The organism is Pseudomonas sp. BO3-4, assembly GCF_034044115.1.
In the GTDB taxonomy this organism is placed as follows: domain Bacteria; phylum Pseudomonadota; class Gammaproteobacteria; order Pseudomonadales; family Pseudomonadaceae; genus Aquipseudomonas; species Aquipseudomonas alloputida.
In genome coordinates this window covers 244232-265166 of the sequence record NZ_CP139018.1, presented here as the reverse complement: position 1 = coordinate 265166, position 20935 = coordinate 244232, and the positions used below count along the sequence as shown (strand labels likewise).

Annotated in this window: 18 protein-coding genes; 11 read left to right on the top strand and 7 right to left on the bottom strand. The window is 62.3% G+C overall.

Annotation, left to right across the window (positions count from 1 at the left end):
- Window positions 1–43 precede the first annotated feature (43 nt).
- The gene (locus REH59_RS01150; RefSeq protein ID WP_014755044.1) at window positions 44–1714 is read left to right on the top strand and encodes an FMN-binding glutamate synthase family protein; all 1671 of its coding nucleotides are present in this window, start codon (window positions 44–46) and stop codon (window positions 1712–1714) included.
- Window positions 1715–1867: 153 nt separating this feature from the next.
- On the opposite strand, the gene REH59_RS01145 is transcribed toward REH59_RS01150, so the two are convergent.
- A complete protein-coding gene (locus REH59_RS01145) occupies window positions 1868–3187 on the bottom strand; it encodes an OprD family porin (RefSeq protein WP_003255784.1) in 1320 nt (439 codons plus the stop codon).
- Window positions 3188–3661: 474 nt separating this feature from the next.
- Here REH59_RS01145 and REH59_RS01140 point away from each other — a divergent pair, with 474 nt between their 5' ends.
- Window positions 3662–5731 carry a TonB-dependent receptor gene (locus REH59_RS01140; RefSeq protein WP_014860374.1) on the top strand — a complete coding sequence of 690 codons (2070 nt, stop codon included), beginning with the start codon at window positions 3662–3664 and terminating at the stop codon, window positions 5729–5731.
- A 133-nt stretch (window positions 5732–5864) separates the two neighbouring features.
- Here REH59_RS01140 and REH59_RS01135 read toward each other — a convergent pair whose 3' ends face one another.
- Both REH59_RS01135 and aguA read right to left on the bottom strand, forming a co-directional pair.
- Entirely contained in the window at window positions 5865–6062 is a 198-nt protein-coding gene (locus REH59_RS01135) for a hypothetical protein (RefSeq protein ID WP_128573669.1), read from the bottom strand.
- Window positions 6063–6256: 194 nt separating this feature from the next.
- Window positions 6257–7363 (bottom strand): agmatine deiminase, encoded by a 1107-nt coding sequence (gene aguA / locus REH59_RS01130; protein ID WP_014860373.1) that lies wholly within the window; start codon window positions 7361–7363, stop codon window positions 6257–6259.
- Window positions 7364–7640: 277 nt separating this feature from the next.
- Here aguA and rfbC point away from each other — a divergent pair, with 277 nt between their 5' ends.
- From rfbC to REH59_RS01110, 4 genes are read left to right on the top strand one after another with little or no spacing between them, the layout of a single operon-like run.
- On the top strand, window positions 7641–8186 hold the full coding sequence (rfbC, locus tag REH59_RS01125) for a dTDP-4-dehydrorhamnose 3,5-epimerase (protein WP_003255787.1): 546 nt from the start codon (window positions 7641–7643) through the stop codon (window positions 8184–8186).
- 42 nt (window positions 8187–8228) lie between these two features.
- Complete coding sequence (locus REH59_RS01120; RefSeq protein WP_004575931.1) at window positions 8229–10043, top strand: sensor histidine kinase; 1815 nt, start codon at window positions 8229–8231, stop codon at window positions 10041–10043.
- A complete protein-coding gene (locus REH59_RS01115) occupies window positions 10040–11446 on the top strand; it encodes a sigma-54-dependent transcriptional regulator (RefSeq protein ID WP_014589347.1) in 1407 nt (468 codons plus the stop codon). Before REH59_RS01120 ends, REH59_RS01115 begins: the two co-directional genes overlap by 4 nt.
- Complete coding sequence (locus tag REH59_RS01110; RefSeq protein WP_014860372.1) at window positions 11446–11901, top strand: YiiD C-terminal domain-containing protein; 456 nt, start codon at window positions 11446–11448, stop codon at window positions 11899–11901. Before REH59_RS01115 ends, REH59_RS01110 begins: the two co-directional genes overlap by 1 nt.
- A 151-nt stretch (window positions 11902–12052) precedes the next feature.
- Here the strand turns inward: REH59_RS01110 and cysQ are convergent, their stop codons facing one another.
- Together cysQ and nudE are read right to left on the bottom strand one after the other, a co-directional pair.
- The gene (gene cysQ, locus REH59_RS01105) at window positions 12053–12871 is read right to left on the bottom strand and encodes a 3'(2'),5'-bisphosphate nucleotidase CysQ (protein WP_003255792.1); all 819 of its coding nucleotides are present in this window, start codon (window positions 12869–12871) and stop codon (window positions 12053–12055) included.
- Complete coding sequence (nudE, locus tag REH59_RS01100; RefSeq protein ID WP_003255794.1) at window positions 12868–13434, bottom strand: ADP compounds hydrolase NudE; 567 nt, start codon at window positions 13432–13434, stop codon at window positions 12868–12870. Before nudE ends, cysQ begins: the two co-directional genes overlap by 4 nt.
- 64 nt (window positions 13435–13498) lie before the next feature.
- On the opposite strand from nudE, the gene yrfG reads away from it, so the two are divergent.
- Window positions 13499–14161, top strand: coding sequence for a GMP/IMP nucleotidase (gene yrfG, locus REH59_RS01095; protein ID WP_003255795.1), 663 nt, complete (start codon window positions 13499–13501; stop codon window positions 14159–14161).
- Between the two features lie 111 nt (window positions 14162–14272).
- Here the strand turns inward: yrfG and lysM are convergent, their stop codons facing one another.
- The gene (lysM, locus tag REH59_RS01090; protein ID WP_004575933.1) at window positions 14273–14713 is read right to left on the bottom strand and encodes a peptidoglycan-binding protein LysM; all 441 of its coding nucleotides are present in this window, start codon (window positions 14711–14713) and stop codon (window positions 14273–14275) included.
- Between the two features lie 175 nt (window positions 14714–14888).
- Between lysM and fdhD the strand changes: the two genes are divergently transcribed.
- The 3 genes from fdhD to REH59_RS01075 all read left to right on the top strand — a co-directional run bounded on the left by fdhD (window position 14889) and on the right by REH59_RS01075 (window position 18749).
- Complete coding sequence (fdhD, locus tag REH59_RS01085) at window positions 14889–15719, top strand: formate dehydrogenase accessory sulfurtransferase FdhD (RefSeq protein ID WP_003255800.1); 831 nt, start codon at window positions 14889–14891, stop codon at window positions 15717–15719.
- Between the two features lie 5 nt (window positions 15720–15724).
- On the top strand, window positions 15725–18070 hold the full coding sequence (locus REH59_RS01080; protein WP_003255801.1) for an FdhF/YdeP family oxidoreductase: 2346 nt from the start codon (window positions 15725–15727) through the stop codon (window positions 18068–18070).
- Between the two features lie 196 nt (window positions 18071–18266).
- The gene (locus REH59_RS01075) at window positions 18267–18749 is read left to right on the top strand and encodes a glycine zipper domain-containing protein (RefSeq protein ID WP_003255803.1); all 483 of its coding nucleotides are present in this window, start codon (window positions 18267–18269) and stop codon (window positions 18747–18749) included.
- A gap of 55 nt (window positions 18750–18804) precedes the next feature.
- Here REH59_RS01075 and REH59_RS01070 read toward each other — a convergent pair whose 3' ends face one another.
- Complete coding sequence (locus REH59_RS01070; protein WP_003255804.1) at window positions 18805–19245, bottom strand: acyl-CoA thioesterase; 441 nt, start codon at window positions 19243–19245, stop codon at window positions 18805–18807.
- Between the two features lie 155 nt (window positions 19246–19400).
- Here REH59_RS01070 and REH59_RS01065 point away from each other — a divergent pair.
- Window positions 19401–20770, top strand: a protein-coding gene (locus tag REH59_RS01065) for an IS3 family transposase (protein ID WP_128573916.1) whose coding sequence is annotated in 2 segments (ribosomal slippage) — window positions 19401–19880 and window positions 19883–20770 — 1368 coding nt in all. Because the reading frame shifts where the segments join, the coding sequence is not laid out codon by codon here.
- Window positions 20771–20935 lie beyond the last annotated feature (165 nt).

Genomic DNA, 20935 nt, shown 5'->3' with positions numbered 1-20935 from the left:
GTTTGCCTATCCTATGCCCGGTCATCCTGCCTGCGATGGACCCATGAAACACTCTCTTCCCAGCCGCTACGCCTGCCTCGTACTCTGCCTTGTCTTCACTTTCGCCAGCCTGCCCCTGCTGGCCCAACATGCCTGGCTGTGGCCGGTAACGCTGATCACCGCGCTGCTCAGCCTGGTCGGCCTGAATGACCTGCGCCAAAGCCACCATGCGGTGCGACGCAACTACCCGATCCTGGGCAATATCCGTTACCTGATCGAAACCATCCGCCCGGAAATCCGCCAGTACCTGATCGAAGGTGACGACGACAAGCTGCCGTTCTCCCGCTCGCAACGCTCGCTGGTCTACGCCCGCGCCAAGAACGAAAGCGCCGAGAAAGCGTTCGGCACACTCAACGACGCCTACAAACCTGGTTTCGAATTCATCAGCCATTCCATGCTACCGGTGGCCACGCCAGACCCTGCGTCGTTCCGCATTGCCATCGGCGGGCCGCAATGCCGAGTGCCCTACTCGGCCTCGATCTTCAACATCTCGGCGATGAGTTTCGGCGCCCTCAGCGCCAACGCCATCGCTGCGCTCAACCGCGGCGCGCGCATGGGCCGGTTTGCCCATGACACCGGCGAAGGCAGTATCAGCCCGTACCACCGTGAACACGGCGGCGACCTGATCTGGGAAATCGGCAGCGGCTACTTCGGCTGCCGCACTGAGGACGGTCGTTTCGACCCACAGCGCTTCGCCGAACAGGCCCGCTCGGCACAGGTGAAGATGATCGAGATCAAGCTCAGCCAGGGCGCCAAGCCTGGCCACGGCGGCATTTTACCGGGGCACAAGGTCAGCCCCGAAATTGCCGAGACCCGTGGCGTACGTGTAGGCGAGGACTGCATCTCGCCGGCGGCGCACAGCGCCTTCCGCACACCGGTCGAGCTGCTGCAGTTCGTAGCCGGCCTGCGCGAGCTTTCGGGCGGCAAACCCGTGGGCTTCAAGTTCTGCCTGGGCCACCCTTGGGAATTCATGGGCATTGCCAAGGCCATGCTCGCCACCGGCATCACCCCTGACTTCATCGTTGTCGATGGCAAGGAAGGCGGCACCGGCGCGGCACCTCGCGAGTTCAGCGACAACATGGGCGTGCCAATGCGCGAAGGCCTGATGTTCGTGCACAACACGTTGGTCGGCCTGAACCTGCGCTCCAGCATCCGCATTGGTGCGGCGGGCAAGATCGTCAGCGCCTTCGACATTGCCAGCGTATTGGCCATCGGCGCTGACTGGGTCAATTCGGCACGCGGTTTCATGTTTGCCATTGGTTGTATTCAGTCGCAGAGCTGCCACACCAACAAGTGCCCGACCGGCGTGGCGACCCAAGACCCTCTGCGCCAGCGCGCCCTGGTGGTGCCAGACAAGGCCGAGCGGGTGGCCAGCTTCCACCGCAACACACTGCACGCGCTGGCCGAGATGTTGGCTGCCGCAGGCCTGGAGCACCCTTCGGAGCTCAAGCCCAAGCACCTGGCACGGCGCATCAGCCCCAGCGAAATCGGGTTGTTTTCGGACTTGCACACATTCCTCAAGCCGGGCGAATTACTCAGTGGCTCGATCGAAAGCGAGTTTTATGCGCGGATGTGGCGGATGGCGCGTAGCGACAGTTTTGCGCCGGAGACGGGGGACACTGCAACACGAACTGTGGCATCAAGACTGCGCCACGAAGAGACTGAACCTGCATGACAAACATGACTGGGGCTGCCCTGCAGCCCTTCGCGGGCGTGCCCGCTCCCACAAGTGCAGCGCCAGACTCGAATACGGCGCGGTACCTGTGGGAGCGGGCAAGCCCGCGAAGGGCCGCAGCGCGGCCCCAGCACTCATGCAAGCAACTGCAGATCAGAAGATGCTGATCGGGTACTCGACGAATACGCGGACTTCGTTGCCGTCGTCGTTGTAACCGTTCTGCTGCACGGCGTTATTGGTACGCAAGAACGAGCTACGCAGCTTGATCGACAGGTCCTTGGCCGGGCCGTCCTGCACCACGTAACGGATCTGGTTGAAGATCTCGCGCTCTTTACCTTCGCCGAAGCCTTGCGGGTTGGCGACGTTACGGGTGTTGATGTTGTCACCCACCACGTAAGCCAGCTTGTAGGTCAGGCCCGGAATGCCGTAGGCACCGAAGTCCAGGCCGTAGCCCAGCTGCCAGGAGCGCTCGTCTTCGGCGTTGAAGTCGGACCAGTACGAGTTGGCCAGGTAGATGGTGGAACCACCGTCACCCACGCCGCCGGCGTTCTGGTAAAAGCCGTAGTTGTAGCCAGTGCTGCCGGTGCTGCGCTGGTGAGCGAGGGTGAACGAGTGCGCACCGTACGCGTAGGTGGCTGCAAGGCTCCAGATGGTGTTGGAGTCGCCGTTCAGGCCTGCGGCTTTTACGTACTTGTTGTTGATGTCCGACTTGTAGCCGTTGAAGTCCAGGGTCAGGGACTGGTCGCTGGCGATCGGGAAGACGTAGTTCAAGCCCAGGTAGTGCTTCTTCATCACATCTTCGTTGTCGGCGGTGTACAGCGAAGCGGTGAAGTTGTCGGTGAACTTGTAGCTGCCACCTAAGACGTTGATCGACTTCAGGCCACCACCATCACGGCGCTCGGCGCTCTTGCGCGCTTCCTGGGTGAAGCGGCCGGCGTTCAGTTCCAGGCCCTGGATCTCTTTGGAGGTGATCAGGGTGCCGGTGAAGCTTTCTGGCAGCAGACGTGCATCGTCGTACTGCAGCACTGGCAGTGCTGGCATCTGGTCACCGTACTTCAGCACGGTGTTGGAAATGCGGAACTTCACAGCAGCACCACCACGCGCCAGGTTGTGCGGCGAGCTGGCGTTGCCTTCGGCATTGGTGGTTTCGTGCGGTTTGAAGAAGTCGACGCCGCCACCACCGTTGTGGCCTTTGCCGCCATCCAGGCGCACGGCGTACAGGCCGAATGCGTCAACACCGACGCCAACGGTGCCTTGGGTGAAACCGGAGGAGAAGTTGGCGATGAACGCCTGGCCCCATTCGATCTGGTCGTCGGTGCCATGCTTCTTGTCACGGTTGATGTAGGCGTTGCGCAGAAGGACGTTGGCGTGACTGTCCTCGATGAAGCCCTTGCTGTCAGCCTGGTCATTGGCCTGAGCCTGGGTCGCGGCGATCATCGCCAGGGCGACCAGGCTGATCCTGGTTTTCAACATGTTGTTTTCCTTATTTCTTAATCAAAAACGCTCTGCAATATGACGCCAGGAACCAACGCCCCTTCGTAGGTTCGACGCTATGCGGATCCAGCCGGGCGGGCCGACCGGTAAGTTTACGGCGGCCCTTGGCAGCAGCTTGGCCAATAACATGGCCAGCTGGCGTTGGCCGAATCCTAGCCGTGTGCGATTACAAATGTCAAAAAGTCGTGAAATGCAGGTTGATATAACCAAAATTACCGGCCTGTCTGGTGCATTTCCATGCAGGTTTGCGCTATCAGCGGGCAATTTATCTTGTGTAGGAAATTGCCTTTTGATCGAGCGGACAATTTCCTGAAAGCAGGCAAAGCGTGGCCGTAGAGGTAGTTACAAACTGACACATATGTAAAGACAACCCTTTACAAATAGCCGAGCAAGAGCAAATAACAAGCATTACCATCCGCACTTTATTTTCAACTGCCCGCTCCGGATGTGCCCATGCTTGTACCCTGCCGCCTTTCACCCCTGACGCTCGGCCTGTCGCTGCTGTTCAGCGCCAGCCTGGCCAGTGCCGCCACCACCACATTGCCGGAGTCGTCGGTAACCGCCGACAGCGAGCGCGAGAAGGACAACCCGCGGGTCAAGGAGGTGAGCACCGCAACCCGCACCTCGACGCCCGTGCGTTATGTGCCGCAGGCCATCGATACGGTGAAAACCGCCAATGTGCTGGATTACGGCAGCAACACGCTGGGCAAGGCGCTGGAGGGTATCCCCAACGTCAGCAGCGGCGCCGACACCCGTTTTGACAGCGTACGCATCCGCGGCTTCGAGGCCAGCAACGACTTCTATCTGGACGGTATCCGCGACGACAGCCAGTACATCCGCGACCTGCACAACATCGAGCGGGTCGAAGTGCTGAAGGGGCCTGCAGCGGTACTGTATGGCCGTGGCAGCCAGGGCGGCATCGTCAACAGGGTCAGCAAGGCACCAGAGCCGGGTCGCCGCTCGACCATCGAAGCGCAGGCCGGCAGCGAAGACCTGCGCAGCCTGTATGCCGACCTCAGCGCCGACCCCAGCGACACGGTCAGCCTGCGCCTGAACATGGGCAACCAGGACAACAACAGCTTTCGCGAGGGTATCGACGGCAGCCGCCAACTGTTCGCCCCGTCGATCAGCTGGCAGATCACCCCCGACCTGAACTGGCTGGTGCAGTATGAATACAGCCGCTACAACCGCACACCAGACCGCGGCATCCCGAGTGTCAACGGCCGCCCGGCAAACGTCAGCCGCAGAGCCACCTATGGCGACCATCGCGACTACATTGACGACCGCGCCCAGTCGCTGCGCTCGCGCCTGAACTACCAGTTGAACGAAACCTGGCAGCTGCGCCACACCCTGGGCCTGTTCAAACTCGACAGCGAGTTCGACAACACCTATGTCACGGGCTACAACGCCGGCACCAATACCTTGACCCGCCAACGCTGGCAGCAGGACCTGAACACCCGCAACCTGTTCAACAACCTGGAGGCCGAGGGCGACTTCGACACCTTGGGCCTTGAACACAAGCTGCTGCTGGGCCTGGAGTTCGGCAACCAGCGGCGCGACCCGCTGCTATACAGCGCCGGCAGCCAGAACCTGCCAGGCCTGGGCAAACCCAGCCAGCCGCACACTGGTACATTGGCGCTATCGAGCAACAACCACACCGTGGTCGACAGCCGCGGGGTTTATCTGCAGGACCAGATTCGCCTGAACGATCAGTGGCAGGTTCTCGCCGGCGTGCGCTTTGACCAGTTCGAAGTGGAAACCACCAACAAAGATGGCTTGCGCGAATCGCAGGACAGCAACAGCACCAGCCCACGCCTGGGCGTGGTCTACACGCCATGGCGCGACCATTCGTTCTACGCCTCGTGGAGCAAGACCTTCTCGCCGGTGGGCGGAGGCTTGATCGGCATCACCCCGGGGGCGTCGGGCAACACCAACGACACCCGTCCGGAGCAGACCCGGCAGAAGGAAATCGGGGTGAAAAGTGACTGGCTCGACCAGCGCCTGACCACCAGCCTGGCCATCTACGAGCTGGAGCTTTACAACCGCCGCACCCGCGACCCGAACGACCCGAACATCATCTTGCTCAGCGGCATGCAGCGTTCGCGCGGCATCGAACTGACAGCCACCGGCAACATCGTCGGCAACTGGTATGTACGCGGCGGCATTGGCCTGCAGGATGCGACCATCGTCAAGGACAATAACGGCCAGGAAGGCAACCGCATCAATGACGTGGCCAAGCGCAATGGCAGCCTGTTCGTGACCTGGAAACCTGAGCTGGGCTGGTACGCCGAAACCGGGCTCACACTGGTGGGCGAGCGTTATGCGGACAACCAGAACACCACGGTATTACCGGGGTATGGCCGTTGGGATGCACTGGCGGGGTATCGGACCCATGACTGGGATGTGCGGGCGGCATTGAGCAACATTGCTGACAAGACCTACTACAGCTCGGCGACCAGTGCGGCGCAGATTCAGGTGGGGGACCCGCGTAGCCTGGTGGTCACGGGTAGCTACAGCTTCTGATCGTTGTTGACTGTACGGGCCTCTTCGCGGGCGCGCCCGCTCCCACAGGTGTTTCACAGGTTTCGAGCCATGTGGTGACTCTGTGGGAGCGGGCATGCCCGCGAAGAGGCCGGTACAAGTAATACCGATCCGATCAGTGCCACACTGCCATCAGCGCCTGCATCTCTGCTTCGCTGATCAACCCTTGGGGGTATCGCCCGGCAAGCAGACGTCGTGGGTCGGTCGTCCTGACCCTGATGCTTCCATGGTGTTTCAACCGCTTCGCCAAAAGCCTGAGCGATTGGTGATCAACTGCCGATGGGCGCAAAGCCGACTCACTTGCTGCGTTCATGTCCACACGTACTCCCTGGCCCGTGAGCGGCTAATTTACGTAGGTATTGTTACAGATCAGAGGCGCGGCCTGACCGTGCCATCTCGCTATCTGCTTGAAAAACAATACAAAACGTATGCCAGCTCGGGCCTCCGGGCGTCGCCCGCGCAAAAAAGAGGCCCGTCACATGACGGGCCTCTTCATTCATTACGCGCTCAGCCCTTGACCGGCGCCGGCTGCTGTTGGGTCAGGCAGTGAATGTTGCCGCCACCCAAGAGCAGCTCGCGGCCCGGGATCATTACCACCTCATGGTCGGGGAAGATCCTTGCCAGGATCGCTCTGGCTTCGGCATCTGCCGGGTCGTCGAAGCTTGGGGCAATGATGCCACCGTTGACGATCAGGAAGTTCACGTACGAACCCGCCAGGCGCACCGACGGGTCACGCTCCTGGCTGCCGGCGACCTGGTCGACACCGGCGCACTCTTCGGCGGTGGCGAACAGCGGGCCCGGGATCGGCATCTTGTGCACGATGAACTCGCGGCCCTTGGCGTCGCGGGTGTTCTTCAGCACATCCATGGCCGCGTGGCAGCGCGCATAGTTGGGGTCGTTGGAATCATCGGTCCAGGCCAGTAACACTTCGCCCGGGCGCACGTAACAGCAGAAGTTGTCGACGTGGCCGTCGGTTTCGTCGTTGTACAAGCCATCAGGCAGCCATACCACGGTGTCGACCGCCAAGTGATCGCGCAGCACCGCTTCGATCTGCTCGCGGCTCAGGTGCGGGTTGCGGTTGCGGTTGAGCAGGCATTCCTCAGTGGTGATCACGGTGCCTTCACCGTCTACGTGGATCGAACCACCTTCAAGCACAAAACCTTCGGTCTGGTAGCGCTGGCAGCGCTCCATTTCCAGCACCTTGGCGGCCAGTTCCTCGTCGCGGTTCCAGGGTGCGTACAGGCCGCCGTCGAAGCCGCCCCAGGCATTGAAGCCCCAATCTACGCCGCGCACTTCGCCATGGTCGTTGATGACGAAGGTAGGGCCGGTGTCACGCACCCAGGCATCGTCGTTGCTGATTTCAACCACACGAATGTTCGGCTGGTCGAGTTGGCGCCGGGCGTTTTCGTACTGGCCGGCGGAGGCCGCGACGGTCACAGGTTCGAAACGGGCAATGGCTTTGGCCAGGGTTACGTGGGCAGCCTGCGCCGGCTTGCCGCCCAGGCGCCAGTTGTCCGGGCGCTCCGGCCAGACCATCCACACCTGAGTCTGCGGGGCCCACTCGGCGGGCATGTGGAAACCATCGGCACGGGGCGTGGAATTGAGGGTTTTCATGGGTGACCTCTGTGATGGCCCTGAGCCGGGTGTGCTGGGGCGTTTGCCAATTTATAACCGATATATATCGATATTTGAAGCCTGATAATCGAAGAATGCCGCGCCATTCGGCGAATTTAAATCGATAACAATCGATACCAGTCAGCGCTGGTCTGGTGAAAGGAGCGGCCTGCTGTCTACCATAGCCACACCTTATGCATCCTGTTACAGCTACGCGCGGAAATTTCCGGCAAGGCCGACTAGGGTCAATACTTGAACGACGGGCCAGCGAGCCGCTATGAACATCATCCCTACAGCAATCCCTGAAGTACTGATCATCGAGCCGAAGGTGTTCGCTGACAGCCGTGGTTTTTTCTTCGAGGCATTCAACGCCCGTGAGTTCTCACAGCAAACCGGCGTGAACGTGGAGTTCGTTCAGGACAACCACTCGCGCTCCATCAAGGGCGTGCTGCGTGGGCTGCACTACCAGGTGGCAAACACCCAGGGCAAGCTGGTGCGCGTGGTGCACGGGGAGATCCGCGATATCGCCGTGGACGTGCGCAAAAGCTCGCCAACATTCGGCAAATGGGTCGCGGTGCACCTGTCAGCCGACAACCATCGCCAGCTGTGGATTCCGCCTGGCTTCGCCCACGGTTTTGCGGTGATGAGTGAATCGGCCGAGTTCCTCTACAAGACCACCGACTACTACAACCCGGGCGCCGACCGCTGCATCCGCTGGGACGACCCGCAACTGGCCATCGACTGGGGGCTGCAGCAACCACCGCTGTTGTCGGACAAGGACAAGGTAGGCCTGCCATTGGCAGAGGCGGAACTGCTGCCTTAACTAGCGCATAATTGCGTCAGACTTTTCTGGCGCATTTACCTGATGATTGCAAAGCCCACGCCCCCACGCCGTCCCCGCTGGCGCAGCCTGGCCCTGCTGGCGCTGATCTTGGCCCCATTACTGTGGCCCCTGCATCACTTGGCCGAACGCTATTACCAGGAAGAACTGGCCTCGCAGAACCGCCAGACCCTCGACCTGTATGTGGCCAACCTGCTCGGCACCCTGCACCGCTACGAGACCTTGCCGCAAATTCTCGGCGACTTGCCGGCGCTGCGTGGCGTGCTGGCCGACCCTTTCCGCCTGGAAGCGGTGACCAACGCCAACCGCCTGCTCAAGGACATCGTGCAGCAGACCGGTGCCGAGGTGATGTACCTGATGGACGTCAGCGGCAACACCTTGGCCGCCTCGAATTGGGACAAGCACGACAGCTTCGTCGGCCGAAACTTCGCCTTCCGCCCCTACTTCAACGAAGCCATGGCTGGCCACCTGGGCCGCTTCTTCGGCCAGGGCACCACCTCGGCCAAGCGCGGCTACTTCTTTGCCGCGGCCGTGCGGGACCGCGAGCGGATCGTCGGGGTGCTGGTGGTCAAGGTCGATCTCGACCACACCGAAACCCTGTGGGGCCGTACGCCCGAGCAGCTGCTGCTGACCGATCACAATGGCGTGGTCATCCTGACTTCACGGCCCGACTGGCGCTTCCGTGCTACCCGCACGCTGACCGACGCCGAGCGCCAGGCCATCATCGCCATCCAGCCCTATCCGACCCAGGCCCCACAGCCGCTGGTTCTCAACCCGCAGGCCTGGATCACCCAGACCCGCGACATCAAGGAAACTGGCTGGCAAGTCAGCATCCTTGCCCCGCGCACGCTGGTTGATCGCTCGGTGCAGACGGTAATGGCCATCGGTGCCGGCACGCTGCTGGTACTGATGTTGCTGGCAGGCCTGGTGATGCAACGGCGGCGCCATTACATCGACCGCATCGACTTCGAAGCCCGTGGCCGCCAGGAACTGGAAAAGCGCGTGGCCGAACGCACCGCCGACCTTGAAGGCCTGAATACCCGCCTGAAAAATGCCGTGCTGGAGCGCGAAAACGCTCAGCAAGAGGCAGTGCGCGCACAGGACGAACTGGTGCAGGCCGGCAAGCTGTCGGTGCTCGGCACCATGTCGGCCAGTATCAGCCATGAGTTGAACCAGCCCCTGGCCGCCATCCGCAGCTACGCAGAAAATGCCGAGATCCTGCTCGACCACCAACGTACCGAAGACGCCCGCGGCAACCTCAAGCTGATCGGCGAGCTGACCGGGCGCATGGCCTCGATCATTGCCCACCTGCGTGCCTTCGCCCGTCGTGACCGCCATGCCCCGGAGAGCGTTGCCCTGCAGCCGGCCCTGGACGATGCCCTGGCGCTGCTTGCCAAGCGCCGCCGGGCGATGGCCGTAGAGCTGATCCGCGACCTGCCGGAAGCCACCTTGTGGGTACAGGCCGGCGAAACGCGCCTGCGCCAGGTGCTAGGCAACCTGCTGGCCAATGCCCTCGACGCCCTGACTGAAAAAGCCAACCCGCGCCGCCTGTGGCTAAGTGCCGAGCAGCGTGATGACTGCGTCTACCTGTACATCCGTGACAACGGGCCCGGCTTCAGCCGCCAGGCTCTGGAGCACGCCAAGGAGCCGTTTTTCACCACCAAGACCCGTACCCAGGGCTTGGGCCTGGGGCTGGCCATCTGTGAAAGCCTGATGCGCGCCCTGGGCGGTGAACTGCTGCTGGCCAACCACCCGGAAGGTGGTGCAATGCTGACCCTCCAGCTGCGTGTGGCCGCATCTGGCGCTACTTTGCCCAATTCGGAGGACCCCTCGGCATGACCACCGAGACACTGATCGACAGCCGAGCCCAGGTCATCCTGGTCGACGATGACCCCCACCTGCGCCAAGCCTTGAGCCAGACCCTGGACCTGGCCGGGCTCAAGGTAGTCGCCCTGGCCGAGGCCCAAGGCCTGGCCGAACGTATCGAGGCCGACTGGCCCGGCGTGGTGGTCAGCGACATCCGCATGCCGGGCATCGATGGCCTGCAGTTGCTGGAACAACTGCACGGCCGCGACAGCGAACTGCCGGTGCTGCTGATAACCGGCCATGGCGATGTGCCGCTGGCGGTGCAGGCGATGCGTGCCGGGGCTTATGACTTCCTGGAAAAACCCTTTGCCACAGACGCCCTGCTCGACAGCGTACGCCGCGCCCTGGCCTTGCGCCGACTGGTGCTGGACAACCGTAGCCTGCGCCTGGCACTGAGCGACCGCCAGCAACTGGCAACCCGCCTGGTCGGCCATTCACCGGCCATGCTGCGCCTGCGCGAGCAGATCGGCGCCTTGGCCGGCACCCGCGCCGACGTGTTGATTCTGGGTGAGACGGGCGCTGGCAAAGAGGTGGTGGCCCGCGCGCTGCACGACCTGTCCAGCCGCAGCGAAGGGCCGTTCGTGGCGATCAACGCCGGCGCGCTGGCCGAGTCGGTGGTCGAAAGCGAACTGTTCGGCCACGAGCCCGGTGCGTTCACCGGCGCGCAGAAACGCCGTATCGGCAAGTTCGAATTTGCCAACGGCGGCACGCTGTTCCTCGACGAAATCGAGAGCATGAGCCTGGATGTACAGGTGAAGCTACTGCGCATGCTGCAGGAGCGGGTGGTCGAACGCCTGGGCGGCAACCAGTTGATCCCGCTGGACATCCGCATCATAGCCGCCACCAAGGAAGACCTGCGTCAGGCTGCCGACCAAGGGCGTTTCCGCGCGGACCTGTATTACCGCCTGAACGTGGCGCCGCTGCGTATTCCGCCACTGCGTGAACGCGGCGACGACATATTGGTGTTGTTCCAGCATTTCGCCGATGCTGCCAGCCAACGTCATGGCCTGTCGCCGCATGCGCTGCAACCCGCGCAACGCGCCCTGCTGCTGCGTCATGACTGGCCAGGCAACGTCCGCGAGCTACAGAACGCCGCCGAGCGTTTCGCCCTTGGCCTGGAACTGGCACTCGATGGCCAGGCACCCTCGGCAGCAGCGCCGGCAGCGCCCATGCTCAGCGGCAACCTCAGCGAACAGGTCGAGCAGTTCGAACGTTCGCTGATCGCCGCCGAACTGGCCCAGCCACACGGCTCCATGCGGAGCCTGGCCGAAGCACTGGGTATCCCCCGCAAAACCCTGCATGACAAGCTGCGCAAGCATGGCTTGAACTTCGACGGCGGCAGCGGCGGGCATGACGATCAAGAGGACAACCGTTAATGAGCACCAATAGCCAGTACCTGCAGTCCGTACTGCACAGCGACATCCCCCTGACACGCGAGATGGGCCTGGAAGTGATCGATTGGCAGCAGCACACCCTGCGCCTGCAGCTGCCGCTGGCGGCCAACGTCAATCACAAAAGCACCATGTTCGGCGGCAGCCTGTACTGCGCAGCCGTGCTGGTGGGTTGGGGCTGGCTGCACCTGCGCCTGCGTGAACTGGGGATCGATGACGGGCATATCGTCATCCAGGAAGGGCAGATCAGCTACCCGTTGCCAGTGACCGGCACGGCAGTGGCGCGTTGTGCCGCGCCAGACGAGAAAACCTGGGAGCGGTTCCTGACCCTGTACCAGCGCCGTGGGCGGGCGCGGTTGACGTTGGAAACCACCGTGAGCCATGCCGGAAGTGACGAGCCTGCAGTGAAATTCAGCGGCCAGTACGTTCTGCACCGCTAGTACGACTAACGCGGCCTTTGTGGGAGCGGCCTTGCGTCGCGACAGGGCCGCAAAGCGGCCCCAGGATTTCAGCTTCGCCGCCAGAATTGCCGGGGCCGCTTTGCGGCCCTTTCGCGACGCAAGGCCGCTCCCACAGGATCGTGCCAGGCAGTTAGATGAGGTTCAGGAAGGCCTGGCGCCATGCAGCATTGGCAGGCAATGCCAGGAAATGCGGATTGAGCAGCGACTCGCGTGGCGGATACCGGAACGGCAAGCCATCCAGCCCGATCACTTCGCCACCGGCCCCCTCCACCACACCCTGCGCCGCAGCAGTGTCCCACTGCGAAGTCGGCGCCAGGCGCGGATAACAATCGGCGCTGCCCTCGGCCAGCAGGCAGAACTTCAACGAGCTGCCGATATTGGCCAGCTCCAGTTCGCCCACCGCAGCCCCAAGGCCGGCCAACAGCGCTTCCTGCTCCGGGCTGGAATGCCGACGGCTGGCCACCACGGTAAAACGCTCGCCCTGCGCGGGTGCGTTGCGTACTTGGATCAGCTGGGCTGCCTCACCGGCATCTGCACGCCAGGCCCCCATGCCGCGCCCACCAAAATAGCAGCGCCCATTGGTGGGCATCGACACCACGCCAAACACCACCTCGCCGTTCTCGATCAGGGCGATGTTGACCGTGAACTCTTCACTGCCGGCAATGAATTCCTTGGTGCCATCCAGCGGATCGACCAGCCACCAGCGGCTCCAGCTTTGCCGCTCGGCCAGCGCAATATTGCAGTCCTCTTCGGACAGCACCGGAATCTGCGGCGCCAGCGCCAGCAGACCATCGGCAATTACCCGGTGCGCGGCCAGGTCGGCGGCGGTAACCGGCGAATCGTCGGCCTTGTTGGTTACCGCGACATCGGCGCGCCAGAATGGCAGGATCGCCTCGCCTGCCGTCAGCGCCAGCTTGACCACTTCGTGCATCAGTTGCAGGTCGTTCATAGCTCCAGCAGCCCCCGCTGAATCAGCAGGTCACGGGCCAGGTACAGCGCCGCCAGGGCGCGGCCCTCGGTGAACTGCGGATGCATGGCCAAGGCCGACAACTCACGCAGGTTGACCTTGTCGACCCGCATCGGCTCGGGCTCGTCGCCTTCCAGGCGCTCTTCGTACAGGTCGCTGGCCAGCACCACCTGAATCTTCTGGCTCATGTAGCCCGGCGACAGCGACAGTTCCGTCAGGTGCTCCAGCTGGCGTGCGCCAAAACCGGCTTCTTCCTTGAGCTCCCGGTCGGCTGCCGCCAGCACGTCTTCGCCCGGCTCGATCAGGCCCTTGGGCAACGACAGCTCGTATTCATCGGTGCCACCGCAGTATTCCTCCACCAGCACGGCGTGCTCGGCATCGAGCATGGCCACGATCATCACCGCGCCGTAGCCGTTACCCCGGCCCACCAGGCGCTCATAGGTGCGCTCGGCGCCATTGCTGAAGCGCAGCTGTACGGCTTCGACGCGGAACAGGCGGCTACTGGCGACAATTTCGCGGCTGAGTACGGTGGGTTTCTGGCGCATGGGGCGGCTCCTTGGCGTGAACGGGTTACTATACCGTGGCTTGCCGACTGATCGAGAGTTTCCCATGCCTGTTCTTCCCTGGTCTGCCATCGATACCGTCCTGCTGGACATGGATGGCACCCTGCTCGACCTGCATTACGACAACCGCTTCTGGCTGGACCACCTGCCCCAGCGCTATGCCGAGCTGCACGGTGTTAGCCGGGCCATGGCCGAAATGGAGCTGCAACCGCTGTTCGAACGCAATGCCGGCACATTGAACTGGTACTGCCTGGACTTCTGGAGCCGCGAGCTACGCCTGCCCATTCGCGAGCTGAAGCGGGAAATTGCCGACCTGATTGCCCTGCGCCCGGATGCCGATACCTTCCTGGCGGCGATTCGCCAGGCCGGCAAGCGTGTCGTGATGATCACCAATGCCCACCGTGACTCGCTGTCGCTGAAGCTGGAACGGGTGGAGCTGGCACCGTACTTCGAGCGGCTGATCAGCTCGCACGACTATGGCTACCCGAAGGAAAGCCCGCAGTTCTGGGATGCCCTGCAGGCGGATATCGGCTTCGAACCAGAACGCAGCCTGTTCATTGATGACACGCTGGCGATTCTGCGCAGTGCACGGCGGTTTGGTGTGGGGCACTTGCTGGCGGTGCGCCAGCCAGATAGCAAAGCAGGGCCGCGGGATACTGAAGAGTTTGCGGCGGTCGAGGATTACCGGGAGTTACTGGTAGGCCTATGAGGCCCTCTTCGCGGGTGAACCCGCTCCTACAGATACTGCGCCAGCCGTGAGAGGGCGCTCAACCTGTGGGAGCGAGCATGCCCGCGAAGAGGCCGGCACAGACTTCAGCGATCAGTCAGGAATACGCAGCACCTGCCCCGGATAGATCTTGTCCGGGTGCTTGAGCATCGGCTTGTTGGCCTCGAAAATCTTGTTGTACTGGTTGGCACTGCCATACACGACCACGGCAATGGCTGAAAGTGTGTCACCCGATTTCACAGTGACGAACCTTGCCGCCTGGACTACCGGCCCGGTCACGGTGATCTGGTCCTCGACACTGGCCACGCCGCTGATGTTGCCCGCCGCCAGGATGATCTTCTCCTTCTCTTCCTGGCTGGCCACTTCACCCTTGAGGATGATCTTGTCTCCTTCTACAGTGGCCGTGATGTTGGGGTTGCCCAGGCCGACAGCTTCCACGTGTTTTTTAAGCTGCTCTTCGGCATTGGCGTTGCCAGGGGTCAGCAGGTCGATCAACTTCTCGCCGGCTTCCTTCACGAAACTGAACAGGCTCATTGCGCTCTCCTTGTTGACGAAACCTTGGACACAGGAGTCTAGGCCAGCTTTACCACTCCCGCCCTGCGCGACCAATCGACGCGGTCTATCAAGGCATAGACCCTAGCGATTAGACGCCGCCGGCCCGCACGCCTAGGCTTGTGCTATCAGAAAGCCGCCGGTATTCAGCGCCCCGATGAACAGCAAACCTCCGGTCTGCGCGGCCTCATCGCCCTTGTCCATGCCCGCCGCCAGCAACACCTACGATTACGTCCAGCTCAGCGACGCCAAACGCGACAGCACCCCGCTGGCCGAGGAAGTGGCCCTGGCCATTGTCTATAACGGCCTCAACCAGGCGGTGATGCTGGTCAGTCCTACCGATCTGGAAGACTTCGCGGTCGGTTTCAGCGTCGGCAGCGGCATTGTCGAAGGCACCGCAGAAATCTACGACCTCAAGCTTTCCGGCAGCGGCTCGGCAATGTACGCCGACCTGGAAATCTCCAGCCGGGCGTTCTGGAACCTGAAAAACCAGCGTCGCCAACTGGCCGGCACCAGTGGTTGCGGCCTGTGTGGGGTCGAGGCGCTGGAGCAGGCGCTGCCGGATCTGGCCGTGTTGCCGGGTGCGCCCCTGCCCCCGGCCCAGTGGCTGGTCGGCCTGCGCGAGCGCATCGACGCCTTCCAGCCACTGGGCCAGCATTGCGGCGCCGTACATGCAGCACTGTTCATGGACCGCCAAGGTGAACTGCTGCTCGGCCGCGAAGACATCGGCCGGCACAACGCCCTCGACAAACTGATCGGCGCCCTGCTGCGGCAACGCATCGACAGCCAGGGTGGCTTGGCCATCGTCACCAGCCGCTGCAGCCTGGAGCTGATCCAGAAAGTACTGCGTGCCGGCATCCAGACCCTGGTCAGCCTGTCAGCGCCCACCGGCCTTGCCCTGCAATGGGCACGCAAGCACAACCTCAACCTTATCCATTTGCCCAAGCACAGCGCACCGCGGGTCTACAGCCCAGCGGCGGAGTCGTAACAGTCGTGACCTCGTACCAACATCTTCCGGACAACGCCCCAGCCTCCCCTCCTCGCTACAAGCCCTACCACGGCCCCGCCGGCGGTTGGGGCGCACTGCGTAGCGTGGCCAAGGCATGGGTCGGCAGCGATAACGCGCTGAAGAACATTCGCGCCCTGCTCAAGACCAACCAGAACGGCGGTTTCGACTGCCCCGGCTGCGCCTGGGGGGATTCGCCGGAAAGCGGCATGGTCAAGTTCTGCGAGAACGGCGCCAAGGCGGTGAACTGGGAAGCTACCAAGCGCCGTGTCGATGCAGCCTTCTTCGCCCGTTACAGCGTCACCTCGCTGCTGCAGCAGAGCGACTACTGGTTGGAGTACCAAGGGCGCCTGACCGAACCGATGGTCTACGACGCACCCAGCGACCGTTACCTGCCGATCAGCTGGGATGCCGCCTTCGCCCTGATCGCCCGCGAACTGAACAAGCTGGCCAACCCTGACCAGGCCGAATTCTATACCTCGGGACGTGCCAGCAACGAAGCGGCGTACCTGTACCAACTGTTCGTGCGCGCCTACGGCACCAATAACTTCCCTGACTGCTCGAACATGTGCCATGAGGCCAGCGGCGTGGCATTGGGGCAAAGCGTCGGGGTCGGCAAGGGTACAGTCACCTTCGACGACTTCGAGCACGCCGACTCTATTTTTGTCTGGGGCCAGAACCCCGGCACCAATCACCCGCGCATGCTCGACCCACTGCGCGATGCGGTAAAACGTGGCGCCCAGGTGGTGTGCATCAACCCGCTCAAGGAGCGTGGTCTGGAGCGCTTCCAGCACCCCCAGAACCCACTGGAAATGCTGACCAACAGTGACCGTCCGACCAACACCGCCTTCTTCCGCCCGGCCCTGGGTGGCGACATGGCGATGCTGCGTGGCATGGCCAAGTTCGCCCTGCAATGGGAACGCGAAGCCCAGGCCAACGGCGAACCGGCCGTGTTCGACCACGCCTTCATCGCCGAACATGGCCATGGCGTCGACGAGTACCTGGCCGTGGTGGACGCCACGCCGTGGTCGCACATCCAGGCACAGTCCGGCCTGACCTTGGCCGATATCGAACTGGCCGCGCGCATGTACTGCCGCGGCAAGCGGGTGATCATGTGCTGGGCGATGGGCATCACCCAACACCGTCATTCGGTGCCGACCATTCAGGAAATCGTCAACCTGCAGATGCTGCGTGGCAACATCGGCGTGCCCGGCGCCGGCCTGTGCCCGGTGCGTGGCCACAGCAACGTGCAGGGTGACCGCACCATGGGCATCAACGAGCGCCCGCCAGAGGCGCTGCTGGATGCCATCGAAAAGCGCTTTGGCTTCCCCGTGCCGCGGCGCAATGGCCATAACACCGTCGAAGCCATTCACGCGATGCTCGATGGCCGGGCCAAGGTTTTCATCGGCTTGGGCGGCAACTTCGCCCAAGCCACACCCGACACTGAGCGTACCGCCCAGGCGCTGCGCAACTGCGAGCTGACCGTGCACATCAGCACCAAGCTCAACCGTAGCCACCTGGTCCATGGCAAGCAGGCACTGATCCTGCCGTGCCTGGGCCGCACCGACATCGACCTGCAGGCCGACGGGCCGCAGGCAGTCACGGTGGAAGACTCGTTCAGCATGGTCCACGCTTCCAACGGCCAGCTGAAGCCGCTGTCGACGCAAATGCGCTCGGAACCTGCAGTGATCGCTGGCATCGCCGCCGCCACGCTGGGCAAGCAACCGGTGGACTGGCACTGGCTGGTGGCCGACTACGACCGCATTCGCGATCTGATCGGCGACACCATTGCCGGTTTCAGCGGCTTTAACCAGCGCCTGCGTAATCCGGGTGGCTTCTATCTGGGCAACAGCGCGGCCAGCCGCGAATGGGCGACCAGCACCGGCCGCGCCAACTTCAAGGCCAACCTGCTGCCCGACACGCTGCTTGACGAACGCGTACGGGCCAGCGGCCAGTTGCCAGACTTGATCATGCAATCGATGCGCTCGCACGATCAGTACAACACCACTATCTACGGCCTGGACGACCGCTACCGCGGTGTGCGCGGCCAACGCGAGGTGCTGTTCGCCAACGAAGCCGACATCATCCGCCTGGGCTTCCAGCCGGGGCAGAAGGTCGACATCGTTTCGCTGTGGGGGGATGAACATGTGCGCCGGGTGCAAGGCTTTACCCTGCTGGCCTTCGACATACCTGCCGGGCAGGCGGCGGCGTATTACCCGGAGGTGAACCCGCTGGTGCCACTGGAGAGCATTGGTGTTGGTAGCCATACGCCAACATCGAAGTTCATTGCCATCAAGCTGGAGCGTGCGCGCGAGGACGGGCGTATCCTGTAAAAATGAAAAAAGCCCTGTTCCGTGGCGGCTCAGGGCTTTGTCATAAAGGTCTCAGACAGCCTAAAAACGATAAAGTTTCATAGTAAATACAGCAAGTTAGAGAATTGTGTACAACTCGTGTTACTCGTCGGATTTCCGTTGCCAGCCACGTCTCTTAGCCTCAAATTCGCCTCGTCATCCCTATGAGGCTCTCTTGATGAAGAAGTACTCCTCGATTCTGTTGTTGTCTTTCAGCTTGCTCAGCGGCGTTGCCATGGCAGGCGGCACCACCGAGGCCGGCATTGGCGGCGCATTGGGTGGGGTACTGGGCTCTGTCGTGGGCAACTCCATCGGTGGCAGCACCGGCGGCGCCATTGGTGCCGGTCTGGGCGGTGCGGCAGGTGGCGCCCTGGGCGCAGACAAACGCCAGCGTGGTGAGGCCGCTATCGGCGGCGCGCTGGGCGCTGCAGGTGGTAACGTGGTCGGTCGCTCCGTGGGCGGCACCACGGGTAGCTACATTGGCGCGGCAGCCGGCGGTGGTGCCGGTGGTGCGCTGGGTAACTACCTGGGCAAAGAGGCCGACGAAGACGATTACCGCGATGGCCGCCGCTATCGTCGCGGCTACGACGACGACCGTCGTCACTGGGACCGTGGTCACCACTATGGCCACCGCAAGCACAAGCGCCACTGGCGCGACTAACGCCTGAGGGCCCTGCCCCGGCAACAAAAGCCCCGCCCCTGCCAGCGGGGCTTTTTTATGCCTGCCGCTCCAGCACGAGGCCGGACAGAATCACCTGCAGCGCCTCTGGCAACGCCACAGGCCGGCCACTGTCGCGCTCGATGAACACCTGCACTACCGTGCCTGCTGCGCACGCCTCCGGTTCGCCCGGGCGATACAGCGCCAGCCGGTACTCTACCGTGCTGCCCGCCAGTCGCGTCACTCCCAACCCCACCTCCAACAAATCCGGGAAGCCCGGTAGCGCGTAGAAATCCGCAGCCGAACTGACCACGAAGGCGGCCAGTTCACCGTGCCGCAGGTCCAGTTCGGCCTGCTCGACGAGAAACGCCTGGATCGCGGTTTCGAAAAAACCGTGCACCGTTGCACCGGCGATGTGGCCGTTCAGGTCGTTGTCCTGGGGGCGGGTGAGGATCGGGTGGAAGTGGGAGAAGGCAGTGCGCTGAGGGGCTTCGGTCATCTGGCTGGCTCTTGTCTTCGCTATGGATGCCGACAGTGAAACAGAAAAAACAGACTTTCGCTGCCTATGCGGGCCCCTTCGCGGGCAAGCCCGCTCCTACAACGGCCTGAGCTGCGCCCCAGATGTTGGACATCTGTCCATCATCTGGGGTTTTTATGAGCAAGTACTCAACACAATTCAAGCAGTCAGCCATCCAGGCTTTCCTCAAGCGTGGCCGAGGCTTTCGCCACATCGCGGCGCTGTTTCAAATCGATCCGACTTTGCTGCGCCGTTGGGTCATGTCCTATCAGTTACATGGTGAGGCCAGCTTCGAGAAGCCTGGCGGTCATTACAGCAGTGAGTTCAAGCTTTCTGTGCTCTACCGTATGTGGCGCGAGAAGCTGTCGCTCCGGGCCACCGCAGCGTTGTTCAACCTGGGTAACTCATCTCAGGTGCGGCGCTGGGAGGAACAGTATTACAGTGGCGGCTTCCAGGCCCTGTCCTCAAGCAAAAAGATATTGGTCACCCCTATGCCTAAAGCCCCGCGCAAGCCCGAAGAGACCGCTCCCAAACCTATCGAGGAGCTTACCCATGCGGAGCTGCTCAAGAGACTTCGCCAGCTTGAAGCGGAGAACGCCTACCTAAAAAAGCTCGAGGAGCTCGACGAGGAGAAGGCGAGGCTGAAGAAAGCCAGGAAAAAACCCGGCTAGTAAGGGCTTTGCGCGAACACTACCCGTTTGCCGATCTGCTCAAGGCTGCCGGCCTGCCACGCAGTACTTACTATTACCAGCTAGGGCTGCTTGAGGCCGGGGATAAGTGTGCCTCTCTCAAAATCTCGATCCAGGAGATCTGCGACCGACATCGCGGTCGTTATGGTTATCGGCGGGTTACCTCTGCGCTGCGCAGTTCTGGGCAGTTGGTTAACAGTAAAAAGGTGCGCCGGCTGATGGCTGCTCTAGACCTCAAGTGCACGGTCCGCCCGAAGAAGTACAAGGCGTATCGGGGCCTGATGGGAGAAGCCGCGCCTAACATTCTCAAGCGTAATTTCCAGGCTGATCAGCCTAACCAGAAGTGGGTTACCGATGTCACTGAGTTCAAAGTGGCGGGTGAAAAGCTGTACCTCTCGCCTGTAATGGATCTGTACAACGGCGAAATCGTGACGTATCGCACCGACACCAGACCGCGCTTCACCTTGGTCGGCGAAATGCTGGAGCGCGCGATTCAACTGCTTCCGGCGGGCAACAAACCACTGCTGCACTCGGACCAAGGATGGCACTACCGATACCCTGATTACTGTGCACGTGTGAAGGAAGCAGGGCTTGAGCAAAGCATGTCACGCAAAGGTAACTGCCTGGACAACGCCGCGATGGAGAGTTTTTTCGGCACGCTGAAGTCGGAATACTTCTACCGTGAGCGCTTCAAAAGCGTCGCAGAGCTACAGGCGGGACTGGATGAGTACATCCACTACTACAACCATGACCGCATTAAAATGAAACTCAACGGCCTGAGTCCTGTGGCTTACAGAACTCAAGCTGAGGTAGCCTAGCACCGACCGTCCAACATCTGGGGCGCAGCTCAGCCTGCGCTCACCACCGATCAGTGTGTAGGAGCGGGTTTACCCGCGAATACGATGGCGGCTGCGACGGTGAACCACGGGTGGACATTGGCCAGCAGGTCCGGCCCTTTCGCGGGTAAACCCGCTCCTACACGA